This window comes from Bartonella pachyuromydis (assembly GCF_039543065.1).
GTDB classification, from domain to species: Bacteria; Pseudomonadota; Alphaproteobacteria; order Rhizobiales; family Rhizobiaceae; genus Bartonella; species Bartonella pachyuromydis.
This window is the reverse complement of sequence record NZ_BAABJA010000002.1, coordinates 205,403-228,599: the sequence shown is the minus strand read 5'-3', so window position 1 is coordinate 228,599 and position 23,197 is coordinate 205,403. Positions and strand designations below refer to the sequence as shown.

Below are 23,197 nucleotides of genomic sequence, written 5' to 3'. Positions count from 1 at the left end.
TATGCGTAAAAGCACAAAGAAGGTAATTTTCCAAGGTATGATATATGTCGTATGATAGTTTTATTGCTGAAGTTAACGCGGAATTTCGTCAGGAAAAGGCGCTTGCCTTTTGGAAACGTTATGGTTTCTGGATTATTGGGACGGTTATTCTTTTTATACTCATGATAGTTGCTTATCAAGTTTATCATCATGAGCAAATAAAAAAAGCCGGTTATATTGGTGATGCATTTGTAAAAAGCCTTGATTTTGCAGATACACGTCAATTTGATGAGGCGATAAAGCAATTGGAGGATGTTAAAGTCTCTCACTTTGGAGGATATCCTTTTCTTGCTCGTTTGCATGAAGCTTCTTTATTCATGGAACAAGGCGATGTTGTTAAATCGGTGGAGGCTTTTGATTCTGTTGCAGCTGATGAAAGAGCACCGCAAATTTTGCGGAAAGTTGCAAAAATTCGTGCTGCCTATATTTTAGTCGATACAGGAACCTTAGAGGATGTCAAAAAGCGTGTCAAAGATATGGCAAATGATATTGATCCTATGCGTATGACAGCAAGAGAGGCTTTAGGGTTAGCCGCATATAAAGCAGATAAGATGGATGAGGCAGTTGATTATTTTCGGAAAATTTCTGCAGAGGGTGCGCTGGGATCAAAAGTAACGGATCGGGCTCGAATTATGCTTGAGCTTATACAAGCTGAGGGCAAGGCAAATAAGGAATAAATTCTATGAGCCTTACCATTGCTATCGTTGGTCGCCCTAATGTTGGGAAATCAACGCTCTTTAACCGGTTGGTTGGGCAGAAATTGGCGTTGGTTGATGATAAGCCAGGCGTTACCCGTGATCGGCGTATTCATGCGGCGAAACTTCAAGATTTGCGTTTTGATGTGATTGATACAGCTGGGTTGGAAGAGGCAGCTGATCATACCCTTGAAGGGCGTATGTGTTCTCAAACAAAAGTAGCTATTGATGAAGCAGATCTTATTTTATTTATGTTTGATGCGAAAAGTGGAATAACACCGACTGATTTAAATTTTGCTTCGTTGGTGCGCAAATCGGGAAAACCAATTGTACTTGTTGCCAATAAGTCTGAGGCAAGAGCGGCAAAAGGGGGGGAGTATGAAGCATGGTCATTAGGTTTAGGGGAGCCTTGTTCAATATCTGCTGAACATGGTGTTGGGCTTACAGATCTTCGTGATGCAATTGTAGACGCTGTCGGCACAGAGCATTCTTTTAAAAATAATAACGAAGAGGAATCTATTGCTGTCGCGCCAGCATCTGTTGGTGATGATGTGGAAGAGTTGGAGGAAGAGGGGGGTATTTACGATGAAAATAAGCCCATTCGGATTGCAGTTGCAGGGCGTCCCAATACAGGAAAATCAACCCTCATCAATGGTATGTTAAAACAAGATCGGTTATTAACAGGACCTGAAGCGGGGCTTACGCGTGATTCTATTTCTGTAGATTGGCAATGGCGTGATCGACATATTAAACTTTTTGATACTGCAGGTTTGCGTCGAAAATCAAAAATTCAAGAAAAATTAGAAAAACTTTCTGTCGCTGATACTTTACGTGCTATTCGTTTTGCAGAGGTAGTCGTGATTGTTTTTGATGCAACGGCACCTTTTGAAAAGCAAGATTTGCAAATTACTGATCTTGTGATTCGTGAAGGACGTGTTCCGCTTATTGCTTTTAATAAGTGGGATCTTATCGAAAATAGTCAAGAAACACTAATTGATTTGCATGAAAAATGTAGCCGTCTTCTCCCTCAGGTTCGTGGTTTAAGAGCTGTTCCTTTATCAGGTCAATACGGTCAAGGTATTGATAAACTTATGGAAAATGTCATGATGATGCATCGTGTATGGAATCGTCGTATTTCTACAGGTAAATTGAATCGATGGCTTGAGACTGTCGTTGCGCATCATCCTCCACCAGCCATTTCAGGGCGTCGACTTAAGATTAAATATATAACACAGGTTAAGACACGTCCTCCTGGATTTATGATTGCCTGTTCGCGACCAAAGGTAATGCCTCAATCATATTTACGTTATCTTTCCAACGGATTACGCGATACGTTTGATATGCCTGGTGTTCCAATTCGCATATCGTTACGAGCAGCTGATAATCCTTTTGCAGAACGTTCTAAAAAGAAATAATCCTTCTTTGAGTTAAGTAAAAACACATTGAAAAGTTAATTTTTTCATAAATTATAATGTGTTAGGATCAATAATGAATTGATCAATTTAACAGATAACCGCGTTATTTTTAATAAAAGAAAAAATATTTCTTTATTGAGAAATAGATTGATTCAGTTTGTTGTAGCGCAAAACGTCAGCCTTTAGGATGGTGATATAAGGTATATAAAACTGTAAATATGTGAGTTTTTTTGTTGTGTGACGAATATTCAGAGCAGAGTTTATTCAAAGAGCCTATAAGGAATCGTGTGCGTGGTCAACAATAAGCCACTTTCGAGAAATGTCAGATTGTTTACAGATAGCTACTTGTAAGAATCCTCGTATTTTAGGGAAGTAAAAATTAATTTATCATGATAGTGACGTATCGTAATATTCCTATTTCAACTGTTCTTACTTAGAAAAAAGAAAATTGTTTACAGATATTATTGTGAGAGGAAGAAATCTGTAAAACAAAATCATTTTTGGAAAACATGTCATCCTTTTAATAAATTATTTCTAAGGCAGCATAAGTATGATAGCAGAATAAACGCAGTAATGAGAGGTGGAAAGGCATATTACAGTGTCGGTTTGTGTAAAGCGAACTGCTAACATTTATCATTGTTGGATGGAAAAACATATTTACAGCGGTCTATTCAAATAAAAAGCAAAAATATTTTTTAGTTTGTTACTCCAACTGTAAAGAGATCATAAAAGAAGCGGTTACAGCTGTAGCCGTTATATTGAAGGTTCTGTTTTATAGTCCTAATTTACGCAATAGTTCATAATTATTGTCGAAGTATTATATCTTTAAATAAGAAATTTCTAGACTATGTTTTATTTGCTAATGACAGATGAAATGCACAATAAATTTATATTTGAAGGTTGTGCTATAAGAAGGGATGAAGTTCGTTTAGGTGAGGTAGAAACGCATTATTCGCAGATGAGAGATCATTATTTTAAGATGTACAAGTGATTGAGATTGATAAAACGGGAAGGCATATCATTTATTACGATAAATTGTGATAGATTTCTTTTAGCGTCTTGACGAATAAATTCGCGAACAATATGATGCTCACAATTTTGTAGAGTGTGTTTTAACTTTGCTTTTTAACGAAGGAGCTGATGATGGCAAAGGGCGACAAACCCGTCGTGCCAAGAGAGGAAGCTGAAGGAAAAAAGCAAGGAGATTGTTTTCATTCAGAGGATTTGGGATGTCGTAGTCAGAAGTTAGGTTTAGCTTTAATGCGTAAACAGGCATTAAGGAGACGAGAGTATCAGAAAAAGGGGGAAGAGAAGCAAAGTGGGATTGCACGTGCAGTTAAGCTTTCCAGTGAGTTTTTGGCGAGTATTATTGTAGGTGTTGTTTTGGGGTTGGGGTTTGATAAGATAGCAGGTTCATTGCCATGGGGGTTGGTATTTTTTCTTTTTCTTGGATTTGCTGCTGGTATATTAAATATTCTTCGGTCTGTGGGTTATATCTCCCCCAGTCAATTAGAGCAAAAAGGCGGATTGCGCCAAGATAAAGGGACCAATAAAAGGTCAGATAAATGAGGTTGAAGTGACATCGCACGCTCCAGATCCTATTCATCAGTTTGAGGTTTCGCGACTGATTAAGATTTCCATAGGAAATATGGATTTTTCATTTACAAATGTATCACTTTTTACAGTGGCGACGGTTGTTGTAACGTCAATTTTTCTTTTCATGTCATCATCAAGTCGTGGATTAGTTCCAACACGGATACAGTCTCTTTCAGAGATGGCGTATGAGTTTGTTGCATCAACTTTGCGAGAATCATCTGGGGTACAGGGAATGCAGTTTTTTCCTTTGGTTTTTTCCCTATTTAGTTTTATTTTGGTTGCTAATTTTATTGGTCTTTTTCCTTATTTTTATACGGTTACTTCTCAGATTATGATCACGTTTTCACTGGCGATGTTGGTTATTTTGACGGTGATAGGTTATGGCTTTTATAAACATGGGATTGGTTTTTTAAAGCTGTTTGTTCCCAGTGGTGTTCCTGTTATGATTTTGCCTCTTGTGACAATGATTGAGGTTATTTCTTTTCTCTCTCGTCCTATCAGTCTTTCGCTTCGTCTTTTTGCTAATATGCTTGCTGGTCATATTACTCTCAAAGTATTTTCTGGTTTTGTAGTTTCAATGATTGGGGTAGGAGTCATAGGCATTGGCGGTTCGGTTTTACCGCTTATTATGACCGTAGCGATTACTGCTCTTGAATTTTTAGTTGCATTTCTTCAAGCTTATGTCTTTACAGTTTTAACTTGTATGTATCTTAATGATGCAGTTCATCCAGGACATTAATAAAACTGGCGGTTTTCCGTCGAATGGTATAATTTCGCTTTAAAGGAGAATAACATGGAATTGGTGCTTGCAGCAAAATATATTGGTGCTGGTCTTGCTTGCTTTGGTATGGCGGGCACAGCTTTAGGTCTGGGTAATATCTTTGGTAGCTATCTTTCTGGTGCGTTACGCAATCCATCTGCTGCCGATAGTCAGTTTGGCCGCCTCGTTTTTGGTTTTGCTGTAACAGAGGCTTTGGGTATTTTTTCATTGCTCATTGCTTTGTTGCTTCTTTTTGCAGTTTAATTAGCTTAAAGGAGGGTGTGTCGGTTTTTCTTAAAAGGCAGACATACCCTTTTAGCTTTTAGCAGAAGGAATATGGATGAATTGTCGTCAGTATCAAGAGCTTTTAAGTAAGTTGTTTGAAGGATAAAAGAGGATGTTTTTTTCCAGCGCTTATGCACAGACCACTGAAACATCGATAGAGCATATCAAGAATGCAGCAGGGCATGGAGATCGTGTATTCCCGCCTTTTGATTTTGTGCATTTTGGTTCACATCTTTTTTGGTTGGCAATTTCTTTTGGGCTTTTTTATCTCTTCATCTCTCGTGTGATTGTACCGCGTATTGGTGGGGTTATTGAAACACGTCGAGATCGAATCGCATCTGATTTGGATCAGGCCATGCGTATGAAGCAAGAAGCAGATACCGTGGTTGAAACTTACGAGCGCAAATTGGCAGAAGCACGTTCAAAGGCGTATGTTATTGCACAGGCCGCTAGTGAGGAGATAAAGGAAAAGGCTGAACTTGAACGAAAAGAAATTGAAGCAAGCTTAGAGAAAAAGCTAGCAGATGCTGAGAGAAAAATAGCAAAAATACGAGATAAAGCTATGCAAAATGTTGGCTCAATTGCTGAAGAAGTGGCTTCTGAAATTGTGAAAAAATTGATTGATGTTGATGTTAACAAAGAGGTTATTCATTCAACTGTTAAAGCTGCGGATTGCTAAAGGATACAGAGATGACTGATACTTTTTGGGCTTTTGTTGGATTAGTTCTTTTTTTGGCTCTTTTGGTCTATTTCAAAATTCCGCAGATGGCTGTGAGCCATCTTGATGCACGCGCAAAACGTATCAAAGATGAGCTTGATGAAGCTCTACGCCTTCGTGAAGAAGCGCAGGAATTGCTGGCTGAATATCAGCGCAAACATGCGGAAGCAGAGAAGGATGCACAAGAAATTATTGCAGCAGCCAAGCATGAAGTTGCATCTGTGGTTGCTGAGGCGCGTGCAAAAGCCGAAGAATATGTGAGAAACCGCAATAAGTTGGCAGAGCAAAAAATTGCTCAAGCAGAAGCCGATGCGATAAGGATGGTTTCTTCATCTGCTATTGATTTAGCCGTTTCTGTTGCTCGTATGCTTATCGTCAAAGAATTAACTTCTAGCAAAGAGAATGAACTTATTGAAGAGGCTCTTTGTGAAGAATCCCTTACTAAAATGAAAACATATCTTAATTAATAGCTAGAGGTTTTTAGAGAATTGGTTCGTTGCAGTGCAATTACTTTTGAGGAATTGAGTATTTCGTGCCTTTCGAATTTATTTGGCGGTATTGATGAATATGCTTTATTGAGGAGTGTCTCTGCAGCTTTCAGGCTTATTTTGGAATGCTGCTCATGAAGGGGATAACATAACGATCTATAAGGGACTGTTATCTTTACCTTTATGAAAACACCGAGATTTTTTTGTTTTGTTTATAATCTCAGGATGCTGCAACTGTTCTTGTATTAAGACGCTTATAAGAAGCATATTTATCTTCTTATCAAAGAGTTTTTTCCGTATATTTATTTTCTTTGTGAAGGATAAGAAAGTCTCTTTTCATCATGAAGAGAGATATTCTTACTTGTTTTATATTTTCATTTAAATATCTAAAATATTATTATTATTAATTCATTCGTTGTCTTTTGAAGAATTACTAAAATTTTTAATCAATTGTATTCTCTTATGCTATCAAACGCTATCATTTAAGGCTGTAATATAATGTATATGAAATTTTATACATGAGATGTTTGTATGAGGTATAGAGATGAATGTTCAGTATGTAGATTGTTTTGTAGAACTTATGAAGTGAATCGCTAAGTGAAATTCGTCAAAAGAAGCTGAAGTGTTGACAGATAGGCACTGATAAAAAACTTGGTCGTTTAAAGCATAAAATAGGTCAAAGGTTCATTTCATTACAAATTTTACAATGAATGAAATTTTCTCAAACCTTATACTAAAACTTTTCCATAATATTTTTTTGAATGTTTAATAAAAAAACTCTTCAAAAAGAGGTAAGCTTTACTTTAGCATTTTCTCAGTTGAGAAAGTGTTTAAATTTTAGACTACAAGTTTTGAAAAGTCCACGACCGCTTTTGTAGTGGTATAGATACGTCCAAGAAGGGCGAGGCGATTAGTACGAATATTGGGATTTTTATCATTCACCAATACTTTTTCGAAAAATCTATCAATCAATTTTCCTAGTGGCGTTAGTATATTGAGTGTGTGTGATAAGTTTGTTGCACTAATGTCATCACAAATTTTATCTTCTATTTCAGTGATTGCTTGATAGAGTTGTCTTTCTTCTGTTTCAATAAAGAGTTCAGGGTTAATTTCATTTGTTATGATTGTATTTTTTTGAAATTCATTCTCAAGAATGTTTACGGTGCGTTTCATAGCGGCTAAAAAACTGCTTCCATGACTTGTATTGATAAAAACGATGAGTGCTTCAACACGACGTGTGACGCACAAAAAATCATCAGCACCTTTACTTAAGACTGCTTCGATAGCATCATAGCGCGCACCTTCCTCTTTGAGATAGATTTTCAAACGCTCATGAAAAAAGACCAACAGATCTGATAAAATATATTCTACTTTTTCTAGAAAGTGAATTGGTGATTGTGTATCTTCCCTTTGAAATATTGCATATTTGTTTTTTTGTTGTAAAAAAAGATTTGCAGCCAAATGAAACAATGGCATAAGATTAATTTTCCAGTCATGCAAAAGAACAAGTCTAATAATTCCCAATGCCGCTCGTCTTAATGCGTAGGGATCCTTCGATCCAGTTGGTTTTTCATGAATCAGCCAAAAACCAACCAGCATGTCAATTTTATCAGCCAGTGCAATTGTTATAGCAAGAGGTTCTTGCGGAATACGATCTGTTGGACCAAGAGGTTTGTAGTGGTCTTCAATTGCTTCAGCTACGCGGGGATTTTCTCCTTGAAGAAGAGCGTATTTATGTCCCATGATACCTTGTAGTTCAGGAAATTCGCCAACGATTTCTGTTTGCAAATCAGCTTTTGCAAGTACTGCTGCTCGTTTCGCTAGCAAAGGATCTGCTTGCATCAAAGGGGCAATTTTTTGTGCGAGTGCAGCAATACGTTCGACTCTTGCACCTTGCGTACCCAATTTTGCATGGAAAGTTACATTTAAATGATCGAGTCGTGCCATTCTTTGGTCGAGAGGCTTTTGTAAATCAAGATCAAATTTTTTTACAGAAGCTTCTAAGTTTTTAATATCAGGTAAATCATGCTGGTCTGTTTGCCAAAAATAGAGGGCATCAGAAAGACGAGCACGAACAACTTTGCTATTTCCTTTGGAAATTTCCTTACCCTCATCACGAGCAAGGATATTAGAAACAAGAATAAAATGATGAGAAAGCTTGTTTGTTTCACCTTGTTTTCGAGTTACAAAACATTTTTGATTAGCCCGAATGGTTAAGCGAATAATTTCTGCAGGAATATCGAGGAAAGATTTGTCAAAATCCCCCATAAGCACCACAGGCCACTCAACGAGTCCTGCGACTTCTTCTAAAAGGGCACTATCCTGAACCAGTTCTAAGCCATTTGCAAAGCAAAGATTTTGGGCATCTGCCAAAATAATATTCTTTCGCCTTTCAGCGTCAAGGATAACTTTATGAGCCTCGAGCTTGGCGATATAATCTTCAAAGCGGCGTATTTGGATTGGTTTCTCATCACTTAAAAAACGATGCCCGTAGGTCAGATTATTGCTTTTAAGGGAACCAACAGTAAAGGGAACAACATGTGTTTCACCAATTTCTGGTCCAAAGATGCAAAGGATATTCTGTAAAGAGCGAATCCATTTCAATGCACCACTTTTTTCTGAATCTTTTCCCCAGCGCATAGATTTCGGCCATGGGAAGTTGCGAATAATATTCGGTACAATATCAGCAATAATTTCCTCTGCATTCCGGCCTTTTTTTATGATTTTAGCAATATAAAAATCACCTTTTTTACTATCATGCGCAATATGTGCTTCAGAAATATCACTTAGTCCTGTTGAGCGTAGAAAGCCATCAATCACATGTTGTGGTGATTTTGTACTGGGTCCTCTACGTTCTTCATGGATATCTTTTGAACGCAGTGAAAGACTACGGATGTCTAATGTTAACCGACGTGGGGTCCAATATTCACGGGCCGCTTTATAGGTTAAGCCTGCATTGACAAGTTGATCTGTTACAGATTTCTTGAGATCAGTGGCAGCTTTTTGTTGCATACGTGCAGGAATTTCTTCGCTGAAAAGTTCAAGAAGAAGATCAGACATCAGGCTTCTCCTTTGATATGGCTTGTCCTGCTTTAGTGCATAAAAAGGCTTCTCCACAGCGGCGTGCGAGATCACGAACACGCAATATGTAGCTTTGTCGCTCAGTTACAGAAATAGCGCCACGTGCCTGTAAAAGATTAAAGATATGGCTTGCCTTAATACATTGATCATAAGCTGGAAAAACACACAAGTGCAAGCCGTTTTCACAATTTGGTTTTCCTGCCTCAAGAAGTGCAATACATTCGCGTTCTGCATCGATAAAATGTTGATGGAGGAGATTGGTATCAGCAAATTCGAAATTATAGTATGAATATTCTTGTTCTGCTTGTAAAAAAATATCTCCATAACTTATTTTGTCTTTTCCATCTAAGCCATTAAAGTTGAGATCATAAACATTATCAACACCTTGGATATACATTGCTAAGCGCTCAAGCCCATAGGTGAGTTCTCCTGAAACTGGAGCGCATTCAATCCCGCACACTTGTTGAAAATAAGTAAATTGAGAAATTTCCATTCCATCACACCAACACTCCCATCCAAGTCCCCAAGCTCCAAGCGTTGGACTTTCCCAATCATCTTCAACAAAACGAATATCATGAAGTTTTGTATCAAGACCAATAGCTTGTAGCGACTTGATATAAAGTTCTTGTAAATTGGCAGGAGAGGGTTTTAGAAGGACTTGAAATTGATAATAGTGCTGTAAGCGATTTGGGTTTTTACCATATCGCCCATCTGTTGGGCGTCGAGAAGGTTGGACGTAAGCCACTTTCCAAGGGCGTGGTCCAAGAGAGCGCAGTGTGGTGGATGGATGAAAAGTTCCAGCTCCAACTTCCATATCGTAAGGTTGCAAAATTGCGCATCCATAATGAGCCCAATAATTTTGCAAAGCTAAGATAAGTCCCTGAAAAGAACGTTTTGGATTAAGATGTTCAGGCAGTTTCACACTTTATACTCTTTAAAATACTTTATACTCTCTAATATTTAAGCAATAGACAGAAATCAAAAGAATTTCAGCCTCTGTTATTGTCTATTATTTCATGAGCTTGTGGTCAAGCATCGTTGTTTATTGCAAGCCAAATTTCAATTTTTTTTCGATTTTTTGGGAGTCTTTTGCTTCGCTATCAATTGCATGATTCCACTGAAAGATTGCTTCACGTTTTCTCCCCACTTGCCAATAGGCATCGCCTAAATGATCATTTAATGTTGGATCTTCAGGTTGTAATTTAACAGCATTTTCTAATATTTGCACAGCTTTGTTATATTGCTTAAGCTTGTAATAGGCCCATCCTAGAGAGTCTAGAATATAACTATTTTGCGGCTGTAAAGCAGAAGCTTTCTGTAGCATGTGGAGCGATTCTTCAAGTTTTTGACCACGATCAACAAGGGAATAGGCTAGATAATTAAGAACTTGTGGTTGATTTGGAACAAATTCAAGTGCTTTTCGCAGGTCAATCTCAGCTTTTGGCCATTGATCTAGATGCTCAAAGGCAATACCACGCTGATAAAAAAGCTTCCAATCATCTCGTTGAAAATTTTTTATCTGCGCAATAGCATGATTTAGAACTTGAGTAGCTTCTAAAAATTTATGATCTTGCATATAGAAAGCAGCCAACGTTATCAGCATGGCACGATCATTGGGGAATTTTTTATTTAACGCGTTAAGTAATTTGATAGCTTCATTGTAATTATTATGATTTGCCAGAAGAAATGCAAGATGGAGCTGTCCATCTTTATAATAAGGGGACTTAGGCGGTAAGGCGCGGTAAAGTTTCATTGCTTGATAAGGATTATCTAATTTAGCAGAAATATGCGCAAGTTGAAACAACGTTGCATCATTTTGAGGATATAAGGTAAAAGATAACTGTTTGAAAATACGTGCAATTTGTCCTGAGTTTTTGTAATTGAGAGCTGTTCCAAAGTTATACAATACCTCACCAGCTCCTTGTTGAGGTGTTTTAACTAACCTTTCTAAAGAAGCGCCTTTTTCAATTTTTTTTCGGATATTTGTAAGGGCCTCTCGGCCAGACAACATTTGTTCTCCATATTTGATAGTTTGAAGAGCCTGATTGCGCATATTATGGCGTAATTGAAATGAGGCGTAGGCTATAATAATACGCTCATAGGTATTAGGGGCTATAAGATTCCCTTGTTTGTTATTGAGTGCTCGTATGAAATATTTTTTTGCTTCTTCTCTACGTTCTGCAAGGTCGTTCATAAGCGCAAGATGATAATGTATAAAAAGGTCATACCAGACAGGTCCTTTGATTTTTTCAAGATGAGCAATCGCTTGAGTTTTTTGTCCAGAACCGAATGTGACCCATGCACCGATGAGTTCAGGTATTGGATTATTGAGTGCAGGAGGTTCTTTCAATTGCAAAAGAAGTTGGGCATTTTTGTAATCTTTTTTGATAAGACTTTCTATCGACAACGTCAAAGAAACAAAGGGAGTTATAATGTTTTTATCTTTAAGCTTTATTGCTTGCTGAACAGCTTCTTTAAAGTTTCCCACAGAGAGCATAGCCTCAAGGAGCTCTTTTTGTGTTTCAATGTTATCAGGTTTATAAGAGAGTGCTTGTTTAAAATAATTGATGGCAAGATCTATTTGATTTTCATGATTTGCGACCCTTCCAGCTAAATATGCTCCTGTAAACGATGTCGCATTTATGGTGGTGTTTATTTTGCTAAAGGTGGCTGATGGCACCAGCATGATACCCGCGATGATAAAGAACGTTAAAAAGCGGGATATTTTTGCATTGCACATAGAGCTAATCCTTTTCAAGATAATCGATGGATTGTATGGTTTATAGATCATGTCCAATTACTTTGTTGAAAAATATTATGTTTCTTGCGAACTATCAGTTTACACGTGCAATACAAAAATCAACAGCCTCAACGAGAGCATTGTGAGCAGGATTTTTGTCTATGGAAGAAAGAGCCTCAATTGCACGGGTTCCATAAAGACATGCTTGTTCTATTGTGTCTGTAAGGCTATCATATTTTTCGATCAAGTGCCGTGCGTGTGAAAAGGATTCATTATTATTATTACCATCTTCAAGAGCTTGTTTCCAGAATGTTTTCTCTACCGTATTACTCCGTGCATATGCGAGGATAACAGGCATTGTGATTTTTCCTTCTCTAAAATCATCTCCTATATTTTTTCCCAAATTTTGAGCAGAACCACCATAATCAAGTGCATCATCAATCAATTGGAAAGCTAGTCCTAGCAATGTTCCATATTCGCGCAATGCAGAACGCTCTTTATCTCCGTAGCCAGCAATAATTGGTCCGACTTCAGCGGCAGCTGAAAAAAGTGCGGCTGTTTTCGCATTGATGACTTTGAGATAGTCTGAAGCACTGGTTTCGATATTTTTTGCAGCAGAAAGTTGCATTACCTCTCCCTCAGCAATAATTGCAGCAGCATTTGCAAGGACAGAGAGTGCTTTTATAGAACCAACATCAACCATCATTTTAAAAGCTTGTCCCAATAGAAAATCACCAACAAGTACGCTTGCTTGATTTCCCCAAATCATTCGCGCAGTAGACTTCCCTCGTCGTAACTCACTCTCATCAATTACATCATCATGTAATAAGGTTGCTGTATGCATAAATTCAACGGCTGTTGCAAGTTTTATATGCCCATCATTTTGATAACCAAACAGATGAGCGGAAGCTAATGTGATCATTGGACGTAACCGTTTTCCACCTGATGAAATAAGATGGTTGGAAATTTCAGGGATCATTTCAACCTCTGATTTTGCCATAGAGAGGATCAATTGGTTGACGCACTCCATATCATTTTGAGTAAGACTCATGAGAGATTGAAGGGATATTTGATTATTTTTTGTTTGATCTAGTTTTGTAGCTACACGCAATATGTTTACTCCCAGAGTATTGCAATGGACATATATGAATTCTATTTTGCCCCCTAACATAAAGGGGGTTTTGTTTTGACACAAGCTTTGGATGATATTGCAAGAAATGTTTTTAAGTTTGTGTAATGTTGTTGTGATGAGATTCAAGAGTAAAAGTTGGCGACAGCTTTGTTTAAAGCACTGAATAAGAAAAATGCAATTTAATAAACCTTAGGCTTTAATAAATGGATAAAACAACGAATCAGAATGATGAAACCATAGACAGTTTTCATCGTGGGAAATTTTATTTGGTTCAACCACGCATCCAAGGTCATCGTTCAGGGATGGATGCTATGTTATTAGCCAGTTTGGTTCCCAGTAATTTAAAGGGCAAAGTTGTTGATTTAGGAGCGGGGGCTGGTGCAGCAGGGTTAGCAGTTGCGGCGCGTTGTCCACAAGTTCATGTTACATTGGTTGAACGCTCAGCTTTTATGGTATCTTATGCACACAAAACGCTTATGCTTAAACAGAATGAAAGACTAGCTGAGCGAATTTGTTTATTAGAAGCAGATGTTACTTTGAAAGGGAAGAATCGTTTAGAAGTAGGATTGGTGGACAATTCTTTTGATTTTGCGATTATAAATCCACCTTTTAACAATCCTGCCGATCGTAAAACACCTGATAAACAAAAGTCTGAGGCACATGTTATGTCTGAAGACATGTTTGATCATTGGTTACGAAGTGCAGCAGCAATTGTTAAGCCAGGTGGATATTTAGGGTTAATTGCACGTCCGCGATCACTAAATGATATTCTCTACGCTTTAAAAGGACGCTTTGGTGGTATCTGTATCATTCCCGTTCATGCACGTGCAACAACACCAGCAATTCGTGTTTTATTTTATGCAAAACGAGGAAGTAGAGCGGCTCTGTCTATATTACCAGCATTGATTATGCATGAGGATAACAGACACGCTTTTTCACCGCAGATTGATGCAATCAATAATGGATGTATAAGTTTTTGGGAACTTTTTAAATGATATCTTGTATTTTTCAAGTTATTATTTAAATTCAAACTTAACCTTTAACCCTCTAAAGGAGATTTAGATTTTGAGTGAAGTGGGATGTGATACTATATTTTGGACTTGTGTAGCCAATTTTGTGTTTAGTTATGTTGTTCCCTTTTTATTACTTTATCTTTTCTCCTAGCTTATAAGGAAGTTTTGTTTTGATGGAAGTTATCAAAAATCTTATTCCGCATCGTTTTTATTCTAGTAAACTTGAAATCCCTGTGGTGCGCCTTCATGGGGCGATTATGGATTCAACGACACTGATGTCACGGACGCTTTCCTTGGGGAGGTGTGCGAATCTTTTAGACAAAGCTTTTTCATACAAAAAAGCACCAGCTGTTGCACTTGTTCTTAATTCTCCTGGTGGTTCTCCTGTGCAATCACGTTTTATTTTTAAGCGTATCCGTGATTTAGCAGAGGAAAAAAAGAAACAGGTTTTTGTATTTATTGAAGATGTAGCTGCATCGGGTGGCTATATGATTGCTTGTGCGGGGGATGAAATTTTTGCTGACCCTTCTTCGATTGTGGGCTCTATAGGGGTTGTTTCAACATCCTTTGGTTTTCCTGAACTTTTGAAGAAAGTTGGTATTGAGCGGCGTGTTTATACGGCAGGAAAGAATAAGGTTACGTTGGATCCATTTCAGCCTGAAAAGAAAGCAGATATTGAGCATTTGAAATCTCTACAGCTCGAGGTTCATCAAACTTTTATTGATTTAGTCAAAGAGCGGCGTGCAGCGAAGTTATCAAATGATCCAGATATTTTTACAGGAATGTTTTGGAGTGGAAAAAAGGGAGTTGAGCTTGGCCTTGTTGATGGATTGAATGATATACGATCTGTTATTAAGGAACGATTTGGGGATGATACAAAACTTCGATTAATTACACCTCCAAAAAGTCTTTTGGGACCTAAAGCGCCTGCTGGAGTTACAGCACATGCGGTTTCTACCGCAGTTGATTGTGCTTTTATAGCAGTACAAGAGCGTGCACTTTGGCAACGTTATGGTTTGTAATGAGGGAGGTAATTTAAAGAGAGACTTAAGAGAGGTAGTAATTTTGTCTAAAGGCAGTTGTGAGAAAGAACAAACTTGAAATGATACGAATGATTGCATTCAGTTTATTATTTATGGCAGCGTTTCATATTTATTATTTAATGAAGAAGCGATTGCAGAAAATATTACGAGGGGGGGAAATAGAAGAGGCTGAGTCTAGTGCAAAAAAACGAGGCACATTGGTAAAGAATACCTATACCGGTGAATATTACGTCAGATAATATTGGATGTGCGAGCTTTTTCAAAGGTCATTTGTATTTACCCCCATTAAGCTAAATTTAGCTTTGCATGTTGTTGGACAGCGTACGGATGGTTATCATTTAATAGAAAGTTTGGTTTATTTTAGTCTTAGTGGTGATTGTTTAAGTTATGTCCCATGTGAAAAAGATCGCTTTGTTTTATCCGGTCCGTTTGCAAAAAGACTTATTGCTGATTCAGACAATTTGGTTATTCGTGCACGTGATTTTATGCGCAATACATTTCCTGAAAGTGCTAGACCAGCTTTTTTAAAACTTGTTAAAACATTGCCTGTTGCTTCAGGTATTGGAGGTGGTTCAGGTGATGCAGCTGCTGTTGTAAGTATATTGCGTCAACAGTGGAATGTTGATTTTTCTTATGAAAAATTAGCAGAAATGAGCTTAGTTCTTGGTGCTGATGTGCCAATGTGTCTTTTGGCATTGGAATATCAGCAGCCACTTTTTGTAAAAGGAATTGGTCAGGATATTACACGAATAAAGGAAGCTTGCGCTCTTGCAATGGTGTTAGTGAATCATGGCCAACAGATTGAAACGAAAGCTGTTTTTAAGGCTTTAGAAAAGCGCAACCATTCTCCTTTGAAAATTGATCCAGCAGCTTTGAAGACAGTTGAAACATTGGTTGAGGCTTTACAAGAAACGCGCAATGATCTTTTGGCTCCTGCCTTAAAAATTGCACCTCAATTAAAGGAGGTGTTATCTATATTAGATGAGTGTGGGTCTCTTTTTTCTCGTATGTCGGGGACGGGGGCAACTTGTTTTGGTATTTTTAAGAATCAGCAAGCAGCACAAAAAGCAGCTGTTTTTATCAAATTGATGCATCCAAATTGGTTTGTGCAACCTCTTATGACATTAGGAAAGATTTAAGAGATAAAGGTAAAGAGGGATTTATTTGATAAAGGTTTTATCATGTACAATGGAAAGATGAGGTAAGAAAATAGGTATTTTTTGTTTTCTCGCTCAGATAAGCACATGCTAGACTAGTATTTCAGCGAAGGAATTAGAGAGTAGTGCAGAAGATTCCATAATTAAGCTCTGTTATTTTTGTATTTGCGCAAGAGTTTACGGTGATGATTGGAAAGTTATTTTTACTATAAGGTGTGCAGAAAAAGCAGGCTGTAAAATCGATATGTTTCTTTGTATTTGTGATTTATAAAAAATGTCTAATCTATCATTTCAACCAGATTTTTCATATGAGCTAGCTTTGCAAAGCCGAGGTTTTTTTCATATTGCGGGTGTTGATGAGGTAGGACGTGGACCTCTTGCTGGTCCTATAGTAACTGCGGCAGTTATTTTGGATAAAGATCATATTCCTCATGGGCTAAATGATTCAAAAAAACTATCTTTTCTACAACGTGAGAGATTGTACAATGAGATTTTACAAAATGCATTAGCAATTTCAATTGCTAGTCTTTGCGCTCATACGATTGATCAGTCTAATATTAGAAAAGCAACTTTAGAAGCAATGCGTCGCTGTCTTACAGGATTAGCAGTTCAAGTTCATTATGCACTCATTGATGGACGCGATACTCCTTCTGAGTTACCATGCCCAGCAACTGCTTTGATTAAAGGCGACCAACGTTCGGTTTCAATTGCAGCAGCATCTATTATTGCTAAAGTAACACGGGATCGGATGATGGAACAGGCAGGGCAAATTTATAAAGGCTATGGTTTAGAAAAGCATGTAGGTTATGCAACGCTAGCTCATCGTACTGCTCTTGATAAATATGGGCCAATTGTAGGATTGCATCGTTATAGTTTTGCACCTCTCAAGGGGCGTTATAGGAATGATGTTTTATGACAATTCTACCTCTCAATAGCGCTTCAATAAAGGAGGCTGTTACACTTCTTAAACAGGGAAAGTTAGTCGCTCTACCAACAGAAACGGTCTACGGATTGGCAGGTGATGCAACCAATGGGAAGGCAGTAGCTTCTATCTTTTTGACGAAGAGGCGTCCGCAGTTTAATCCTCTTATTGCTCATGTCAGTAGCATTGACATGGCACAACACTATGTTGAAATTGATTGTCTTTCGCGTCGATTAATGGAGGTATTTTGGCCAGGACCTTTAACATTCGTTCTCCCTTTAAAGGCACAGCATAATATCCATCCTTTAACGACTACTGGTTTGGATACACTGGCTATTCGTTTTCCAAATAGTCGTTTTGCAGAGATTGTAGAATATGTTGGTCGACCTCTTGCTGCTCCTAGTGCAAATCAATCAGGACGTCTTAGTCCCACGTCTGCTGAAGCTGTTTTTGCATCTTTAGGGACATCTGTTCCTTTGATACTTAACGGAGGATTTTGTAAAATAGGGATTGAATCAACAATTATTAAGGTTTGTGATGAAAATATTTACCTTTTGCGTCCTGGCGGGCTTGTGGCGCAAGAGATTGAAGAAGTTGCTGGAAGATCGTTAAAACGAATAGATCAGCGGGCTGCAATTGAAGCACCAGGCATGTTAAAGTCGCATTATGCGCCAAACGCTGCAATTCGTTTAAATGTGGATAAGGTTGAAAGTGATGAAGCCCTTTTAGCATTTGGTAAAAAACGTATTATGGGGGCTGAAAATGCTATTTCTGTTTTAAATCTGAGCGAGAGTGGGCAGTTGGAAGAGGCTGCCTCACATTTATTTCAGTATATGAGGGAATTGGATTCATTAAGGGTGAGATCTATTGCAGTAGAACCTATTCCAGCACATGGATTAGGTGAAGCTATTAATGAGCGTCTCATGCGTGCAGCAGCTCCAAGGGAGGAATGAAGATGGAGCACGAGTTAATTGAGAAATTTACAAAAATTGTTGGTATTGGGCATGCTATAACGGATCAGGCATTGATTGCACCCTATTTACTTGAAGAACGCGGACGATTTCATGGAAAGACCCCATTACTTTTACGGCCATCTTCTATTACAGAAGTATCGACGATTATGCAGCTTGCTAGCCAATCACGTACACCAATTGTGCCTCAGGGGGGAAATACAGGTCTTGTAGGCGGTCAACAACCAGATGAAAGTGGGAACAGCATTCTTTTATCGATGGAACGAGTAAACAAGATAAGATGCATAGATCTTGAGGGAAATTTTGCTGTGGTGGAGGCTGGAGTTATTTTACAAGACTTACAGAAAAAAGCAGATGAAGCAGATCGTTTTTTCCCTCTTTCTTTGGCTTCAGAAGGTTCTTGCCAGATAGGGGGAAATCTTTCATCTAACGCTGGAGGGACAGCTGTTTTAGCTTATGGCAATATGCGTGAACTTTGTCTTGGTTTGGAAGTTGTTTTGCCTGACGGTCGTATTTTGGATGATTTGCGTTTTGTTAAGAAAGACAATAGTGGTTATGATTTAAAAAATCTTTTTATTGGTGCCGAAGGTACTTTAGGAGTTATAACAGCAGCAGTCTTAAAACTTTTTCCAAGACCTAAAGGAAAAGCAGTTGCTTTGGTTGGTTTATGTAGTCCAGCTAAGGCTCTTGAGTTTTTATCTCTTGCGCAATGTCATGGAGGGAGGATGTTGACGGGTTTTGAACTCATGGGAAAACTAAGTTTACAGATGGCTTTAGACTACAAGATGTGTGAGAGGTCTCCTCTTGAACATGAGTATGAATGGTATGTATTGATTAATATTTCATCATTACAGGGTGATGATGAGGCATCATCAGTGCTTAGCATTATTTTGGAAGAGTCTTTAAAGGATGCTGTGATAGAAGATGCAGTTGTTGCACAATCATTAAAGCAGCAAGATTTTTTTTGGCAATTGCGTGAAAGTATATCACCTGCACAGAAATTAGTGGGAGCATCCATTAAGCACGATATTGCGGTACCTGTTGCGTCCATTCCTCATTTTATCTCCGAGGCAGCACGTATTGTTGAAGAGATCGTTCCAGGTGCGCGGGTTGTTTGTTTTGGTCACATGGGCGATGGAAATTTGCATTATAATATTACCCAACCTATTGGATCTGATCCTGCAGTATTTTTGCAATTATGGTCACCAATGAACCATAGGATTCATAGTTTAGTGATGCACTATCAAGGAGCATTTTCTGCTGAGCATGGAATTGGGCAACTTAAGCGCGAGGAACTTCGCGCTTTCAAATCACCTATTGCTTTGGATATTATGCGAGGGATTAAGAAAATACTCGATCCTTTAGGAATTATGAATCCTGGAAAAGTCTTATAATTCAAAAGAAGTGAATTTTATCATGTGGGTTTATTTAGATTTCAATAACCAAAAAAGAAACCAGTTGTTTTTTATTCAATCTTTTAATAATCCAATGAGAAAAAGCTGTTAAAGGGTGTAATATTATTAAAATAAATTGGGACACTATGTATGGCTAATCAATGCTTTAATCAGGCAAAAGCGGTGCTTGAATTTCGATTGGATCCGTGCCATTTGCCACAAACAACAACATATTTGTCATCAAAAACGGGCAATAAAATAATTTGTTCGTTAAGTGAGCGCGGTGTTTTCTTTAAAACAGACACTCCTTCAAGCTTATCGCATTTAATGCCATCCTATCATTTCAAAGGAATTGCGGCACGCACTGTAAAAACCCATTCAGGAGAGAGAGCTGTTACATTAGAACTGCTTCATACAGATGAGGAAGTTTGCATTCCACTTTTAGTTTCTAGAGATTTAAATAATGTTCTTCTAGATTGGCGATTATGGGCAGATACTTATGATCTTCCGATGCTTATGATCAATGAGGATCGTCGTGTTATGGTTGTTAAAGATCGTTTTGATTTACGCCGCTTCTTTTATACAACACTGCATTCTAAGAAAAAGCGTTTTTCACTTCGTTATAGTCATCCGTTAGGTTTGCGTTTGGTGATCGCGAATCGAATTGCACTACAGTAGATTTTATGTGCTTTTATTGTTTATAATCGTGCTATCATAGGTATTTATTCTGCTGTATTTTGCACTTTATTGATTACTAATGGGAGATTTTTTGATAACATTTATTTATAGTGGATATTTGCATTAGATATTTTTACCATTTTGTTTACAAAAACAAGTTTTTTCCAAAATGATTGCGTTATTGGTCTTAATGACAACAACAACCTATTGATAAATATAAACTTTGATTTTACGGTAACTATTAAAACATATTGTTAAGTGAAAAGAGAAAAATTTCAGGGCTTTTTTGTACAAACCAATGATAAGAGATGATACTTTTTATGCTTTGCTACAAGGTTATTTATAAAAATGGCTGGCAAGTGAATTTCAAATAAACACAAACATTAAGATAATGATATAATTCCAATCATAATTTCATAAAGGGGATTCTTGCTCTATCTATTTTGCGATGGGAGCGAGTTTCTTATTTATAATTTTTATTTTTCAAAAAAACTGATATTTTTTTAATCACGAGAGACGTGAAACGGTTTGCGGGTTTATACTTCATGTTATCTACGTGAAATTATGAAATCATAAAAAGGAACTCTCAAAGGATTAATCTTTGTGTGCAATGGCTCTCCATCCAATATCGCGGCGAACAAAGCCTTCGGGCCAATCAATACAATCGACAGCTTCATAGGCACGTTTTTGCGCATCCATAACGGTTTTGCCCGTTGCTGTTATATTTAAAACACGTCCACTATTGGCAATGAGTTCTCCATTGTGCAATAGAGTACCGGCTTGAAAAACTTTCACATGAGGGAGAGCATTTACCTTATCAAGATTGCGGATAACAGTACCTTTTTGGGGAGATTCTGGATAACCTTTTGCGGCCATAACAACAGTTAGAGCAGTTTTTTCAGACCATTGAAGAGATTTTTGTTCAAGATTTCCCTGAGCAGCGGCAAAAAGAATCGGCAGAATATCATCTTCAAGACGCATCATTAGCACTTGGCATTCAGGATCGCCAAATCGTACATTAAATTCAATGAGTTCAGGACCTTTTTGTGTTATCATCAATCCTACAAAGAGAATACCTTTAAAGGGAGCTCCCATTGCATTCATACTGTGTAAAGCTGGTTCAACAATCTCTCTAAGGGTACGATCAACCATTTCTTTGGTCATGATAGAAGCTGGCGAATAAGCTCCCATTCCACCGGTATTTGCTCCAGTATCACCATCACCTACACGTTTATGATCTTGTGCTGATCCAAAGGGCAGAGCAATTTTACCATCACAAAGACAAAAGAAGCTTGCTTCTTCACCTTCAAGAAAAGACTCTATAACAACTTTTTTTTCTGTATTGCAGGAGGTATTTGGGAAGCAGGCATCAACAGCATTCAATGCTTCTTCCATGGTTGTTGCAACAACAACACCTTTACCAGCAGCTAAGCCATCATCTTTAATAACAATGGGAACACCTTGTTGATGAATGTAGGCTTTAGCTTTTGCAGAATCATCAAAGCATTGATAGGAGGCTGTAGGAATGTTATTTTTACGGCATAGATCTTTTGTAAAAGCTTTTGAACCCTCTAACTGAGCAGCTTTTTGAGTCGGTCCAAATACACAGATATCAGCCTTATTAAGGGCATCTGTTATACCAGCAACAAGCGGTGCTTCTGGTCCAACAACCACAAGATCAATAGAATGCGTTTTACAAAAGTCAACGACGAGAGAATGATCATCAATGTTTAAATCAATATTTTCACCAAGTTCCATTGTTGCAGGATTTCCAGGAGAACAATATAATTTTGTTAGCAGTGGTGATGCTGCTATTTTCCATGCTAAAGCATGCTCTCGTCCGCCTGAGCCGATAAGAAGGATGTTCATAGCTTGCTCCTATCATAGAAGATAATTAAATTGATTCTTGTCATAAGAATGAAATGCCTCTATCGCAAGACTAAAGGTAAGATTATTTGATGAAAAAAAATAAAAATATTGCACATATTCAATCCAGCGAAAGTCAGGGACGGGTGATGGATGCGTCTTCTAAACAGTGGGTCTATCGTTTTTTGCCGCCTTCTGTGTGGTTCTATGCTCAATTAGCACGTTGGGACCGTCCTATTGGGTGGCAGTTGTTGATGTGGCCTTGTTTTTGGTCAACAACAATGGCTTTTCTCTCTTATGAAATGCACCAATTACCTCTTTTATCAATGTTGTTTCATTGGTGTTGGTATCTCTTTCTTTTCTTTTTAGGTTCTGTCGCCATGCGAGGAGCAGGATGTACTTGGAACGATCTTATCGATCATCAAATTGATTCTCAGGTAGAGAGAACACGTTCTCGTCCATTGCCAACAGGCCATGTGAGTCGGTTTCAAGCAAAGCTTTTTATATTGGTGCAATGTTTGGTTGGTTTGGGCATTCTATCACAGTTTAATAGCTACAGCTTTTTTCTAGGTATCTCGTCATTGGTAGCGGTTGCACTTTATCCTTTTATGAAACGAGTAACATATTGGCCCCAGTTTTTTTTAGGTATTGCCTTTAATTGGGGGGCATTATTGGGGTGGGCTGTTGTATATGGAAGTCTGAATTGGTCACCAATTTTACTTTATATAGGATCCATCTTATGGACTATAGGATACGATACAATTTACGCGCATCAAGATAAAGAGGATGATGCTACAGTTGGAGTACGTTCTACAGCACTGCTCTTTGGTGAAGGAACCAAGGTTGCTTTAGTATTTTTATATAGTGGTTTTGTGATACTCATCAGCTTGGCATTTTATTTAGCAGAAGTCCCTCTTATTAGCTTTTTGGGGATTTGGGTGGCTAGTGTCCACATGTTTGTTCAAATCAAAGTCATTGATATCAATGACAGTTCACAGTGTCTCAAGCTATTCAAATCGAATTCGTTTATTGGTTTTGCGGTTTTCGCTGGTTTAATATGTGGTGTTATATGGATGGTACTTTATCCTGCAATTTAATAGCATTAAAAAGTAATATCATCTGTTATGTAATGCTACCATGAATGTGTGTTGTATGATCTTTATAACATAATGATTTATCATGATAAAGCATTGTTATTCATATT

The 23,197-nt window shown here is 37.9% G+C and carries 20 protein-coding genes; 15 read left to right on the top strand and 5 right to left on the bottom strand.

The window, feature by feature from the left end; all coding sequences use genetic code 11:
• Positions 1–44 precede the first annotated feature (44 nt).
• The 7 genes from ABD917_RS02825 to ABD917_RS02795 all read left to right on the top strand — a co-directional run bounded on the left by ABD917_RS02825 (position 45) and on the right by ABD917_RS02795 (position 5,975).
• Positions 45–716, top strand: a complete 672-nt coding sequence (locus ABD917_RS02825; RefSeq protein WP_345118581.1) for a DUF2659 family protein — start codon at positions 45–47, stop codon at positions 714–716.
• 5 nt (positions 717–721) lie between these two features.
• A complete protein-coding gene (der, locus tag ABD917_RS02820) occupies positions 722–2,149 on the top strand; it encodes a ribosome biogenesis GTPase Der (protein ID WP_345118580.1) in 1,428 nt (475 codons plus the stop codon).
• Between the two features lie 1,143 nt (positions 2,150–3,292).
• Entirely contained in the window at positions 3,293–3,718 is a 426-nt protein-coding gene (locus tag ABD917_RS02815; RefSeq protein WP_345118579.1) for an AtpZ/AtpI family protein, read from the top strand.
• A gap of 7 nt (positions 3,719–3,725) precedes the next feature.
• Positions 3,726–4,484: a F0F1 ATP synthase subunit A gene (locus ABD917_RS02810; RefSeq protein ID WP_345118578.1), complete on the top strand. Its 759-nt coding sequence runs from the start codon at positions 3,726–3,728 to the stop codon at positions 4,482–4,484.
• Positions 4,485–4,538: 54 nt separating this feature from the next.
• Positions 4,539–4,769 carry a F0F1 ATP synthase subunit C gene (locus tag ABD917_RS02805; RefSeq protein WP_006589457.1) on the top strand — a complete coding sequence of 77 codons (231 nt, stop codon included), beginning with the start codon at positions 4,539–4,541 and terminating at the stop codon, positions 4,767–4,769.
• A 133-nt stretch (positions 4,770–4,902) separates the two neighbouring features.
• Positions 4,903–5,469, top strand: coding sequence for a F0F1 ATP synthase subunit B (locus ABD917_RS02800; RefSeq protein ID WP_345118577.1), 567 nt, complete (start codon positions 4,903–4,905; stop codon positions 5,467–5,469).
• A gap of 11 nt (positions 5,470–5,480) precedes the next feature.
• Positions 5,481–5,975 (top strand): F0F1 ATP synthase subunit B, encoded by a 495-nt coding sequence (locus tag ABD917_RS02795; protein WP_345118576.1) that lies wholly within the window; start codon positions 5,481–5,483, stop codon positions 5,973–5,975.
• Positions 5,976–6,833: 858 nt separating this feature from the next.
• Here ABD917_RS02795 and glyS read toward each other — a convergent pair.
• From glyS to ABD917_RS02775, 4 genes are all read right to left on the bottom strand, one after another.
• A complete protein-coding gene (gene glyS / locus ABD917_RS02790; protein ID WP_345118575.1) occupies positions 6,834–9,056 on the bottom strand; it encodes a glycine--tRNA ligase subunit beta in 2,223 nt (740 codons plus the stop codon).
• On the bottom strand, positions 9,049–9,999 hold the full coding sequence (locus ABD917_RS02785) for a glycine--tRNA ligase subunit alpha (RefSeq protein ID WP_345118574.1): 951 nt from the start codon (positions 9,997–9,999) through the stop codon (positions 9,049–9,051). The genes glyS and ABD917_RS02785 overlap by 8 nt, the downstream gene beginning before the upstream one ends.
• Before the next feature lie 120 nt (positions 10,000–10,119).
• Positions 10,120–11,817 carry a tetratricopeptide repeat protein gene (locus ABD917_RS02780; protein ID WP_345118573.1) on the bottom strand — a complete coding sequence of 566 codons (1,698 nt, stop codon included), beginning with the start codon at positions 11,815–11,817 and terminating at the stop codon, positions 10,120–10,122.
• Positions 11,818–11,911: 94 nt separating this feature from the next.
• Entirely contained in the window at positions 11,912–12,988 is a 1,077-nt protein-coding gene (locus ABD917_RS02775) for a polyprenyl synthetase family protein (RefSeq protein WP_345118572.1), read from the bottom strand.
• A 164-nt stretch (positions 12,989–13,152) separates the two neighbouring features.
• Here ABD917_RS02775 and ABD917_RS02770 point away from each other — a divergent pair, with 164 nt between their 5' ends.
• The 7 genes from ABD917_RS02770 to ABD917_RS02740 all read left to right on the top strand — a co-directional run bounded on the left by ABD917_RS02770 (position 13,153) and on the right by ABD917_RS02740 (position 20,127).
• Positions 13,153–13,944, top strand: coding sequence for a tRNA1(Val) (adenine(37)-N6)-methyltransferase (locus ABD917_RS02770; protein WP_345118571.1), 792 nt, complete (start codon positions 13,153–13,155; stop codon positions 13,942–13,944).
• Positions 13,945–14,135: 191 nt separating this feature from the next.
• Entirely contained in the window at positions 14,136–14,984 is an 849-nt protein-coding gene (locus tag ABD917_RS02765) for a S49 family peptidase (RefSeq protein ID WP_345118570.1), read from the top strand.
• A gap of 266 nt (positions 14,985–15,250) precedes the next feature.
• Positions 15,251–16,144, top strand: a complete 894-nt coding sequence (locus tag ABD917_RS02760) for a 4-(cytidine 5'-diphospho)-2-C-methyl-D-erythritol kinase (RefSeq protein ID WP_345118569.1) — start codon at positions 15,251–15,253, stop codon at positions 16,142–16,144.
• A gap of 292 nt (positions 16,145–16,436) precedes the next feature.
• On the top strand, positions 16,437–17,078 hold the full coding sequence (locus ABD917_RS02755) for a ribonuclease HII (protein WP_345118568.1): 642 nt from the start codon (positions 16,437–16,439) through the stop codon (positions 17,076–17,078).
• Positions 17,075–18,037 (top strand): L-threonylcarbamoyladenylate synthase, encoded by a 963-nt coding sequence (locus tag ABD917_RS02750; RefSeq protein WP_345118567.1) that lies wholly within the window; start codon positions 17,075–17,077, stop codon positions 18,035–18,037. The genes ABD917_RS02755 and ABD917_RS02750 overlap by 4 nt, the downstream gene beginning before the upstream one ends.
• Positions 18,038–18,039: 2 nt before the next feature.
• Positions 18,040–19,449 (top strand): FAD-binding oxidoreductase, encoded by a 1,410-nt coding sequence (locus ABD917_RS02745; protein WP_345118566.1) that lies wholly within the window; start codon positions 18,040–18,042, stop codon positions 19,447–19,449.
• A 150-nt stretch (positions 19,450–19,599) separates the two neighbouring features.
• The gene (locus tag ABD917_RS02740) at positions 19,600–20,127 is read left to right on the top strand and encodes a DUF6101 family protein (protein WP_345118565.1); all 528 of its coding nucleotides are present in this window, start codon (positions 19,600–19,602) and stop codon (positions 20,125–20,127) included.
• 594 nt (positions 20,128–20,721) lie between these two features.
• Here ABD917_RS02740 and purD read toward each other — a convergent pair.
• A complete protein-coding gene (purD, locus tag ABD917_RS02735; RefSeq protein ID WP_345118564.1) occupies positions 20,722–21,996 on the bottom strand; it encodes a phosphoribosylamine--glycine ligase in 1,275 nt (424 codons plus the stop codon).
• A gap of 89 nt (positions 21,997–22,085) precedes the next feature.
• Here purD and ubiA point away from each other — a divergent pair, with 89 nt between their 5' ends.
• Positions 22,086–23,090: a 4-hydroxybenzoate octaprenyltransferase gene (gene ubiA / locus ABD917_RS02730; protein WP_345118563.1), complete on the top strand. Its 1,005-nt coding sequence runs from the start codon at positions 22,086–22,088 to the stop codon at positions 23,088–23,090.
• The last annotated feature ends 107 nt before the right edge of the window (positions 23,091–23,197 follow it).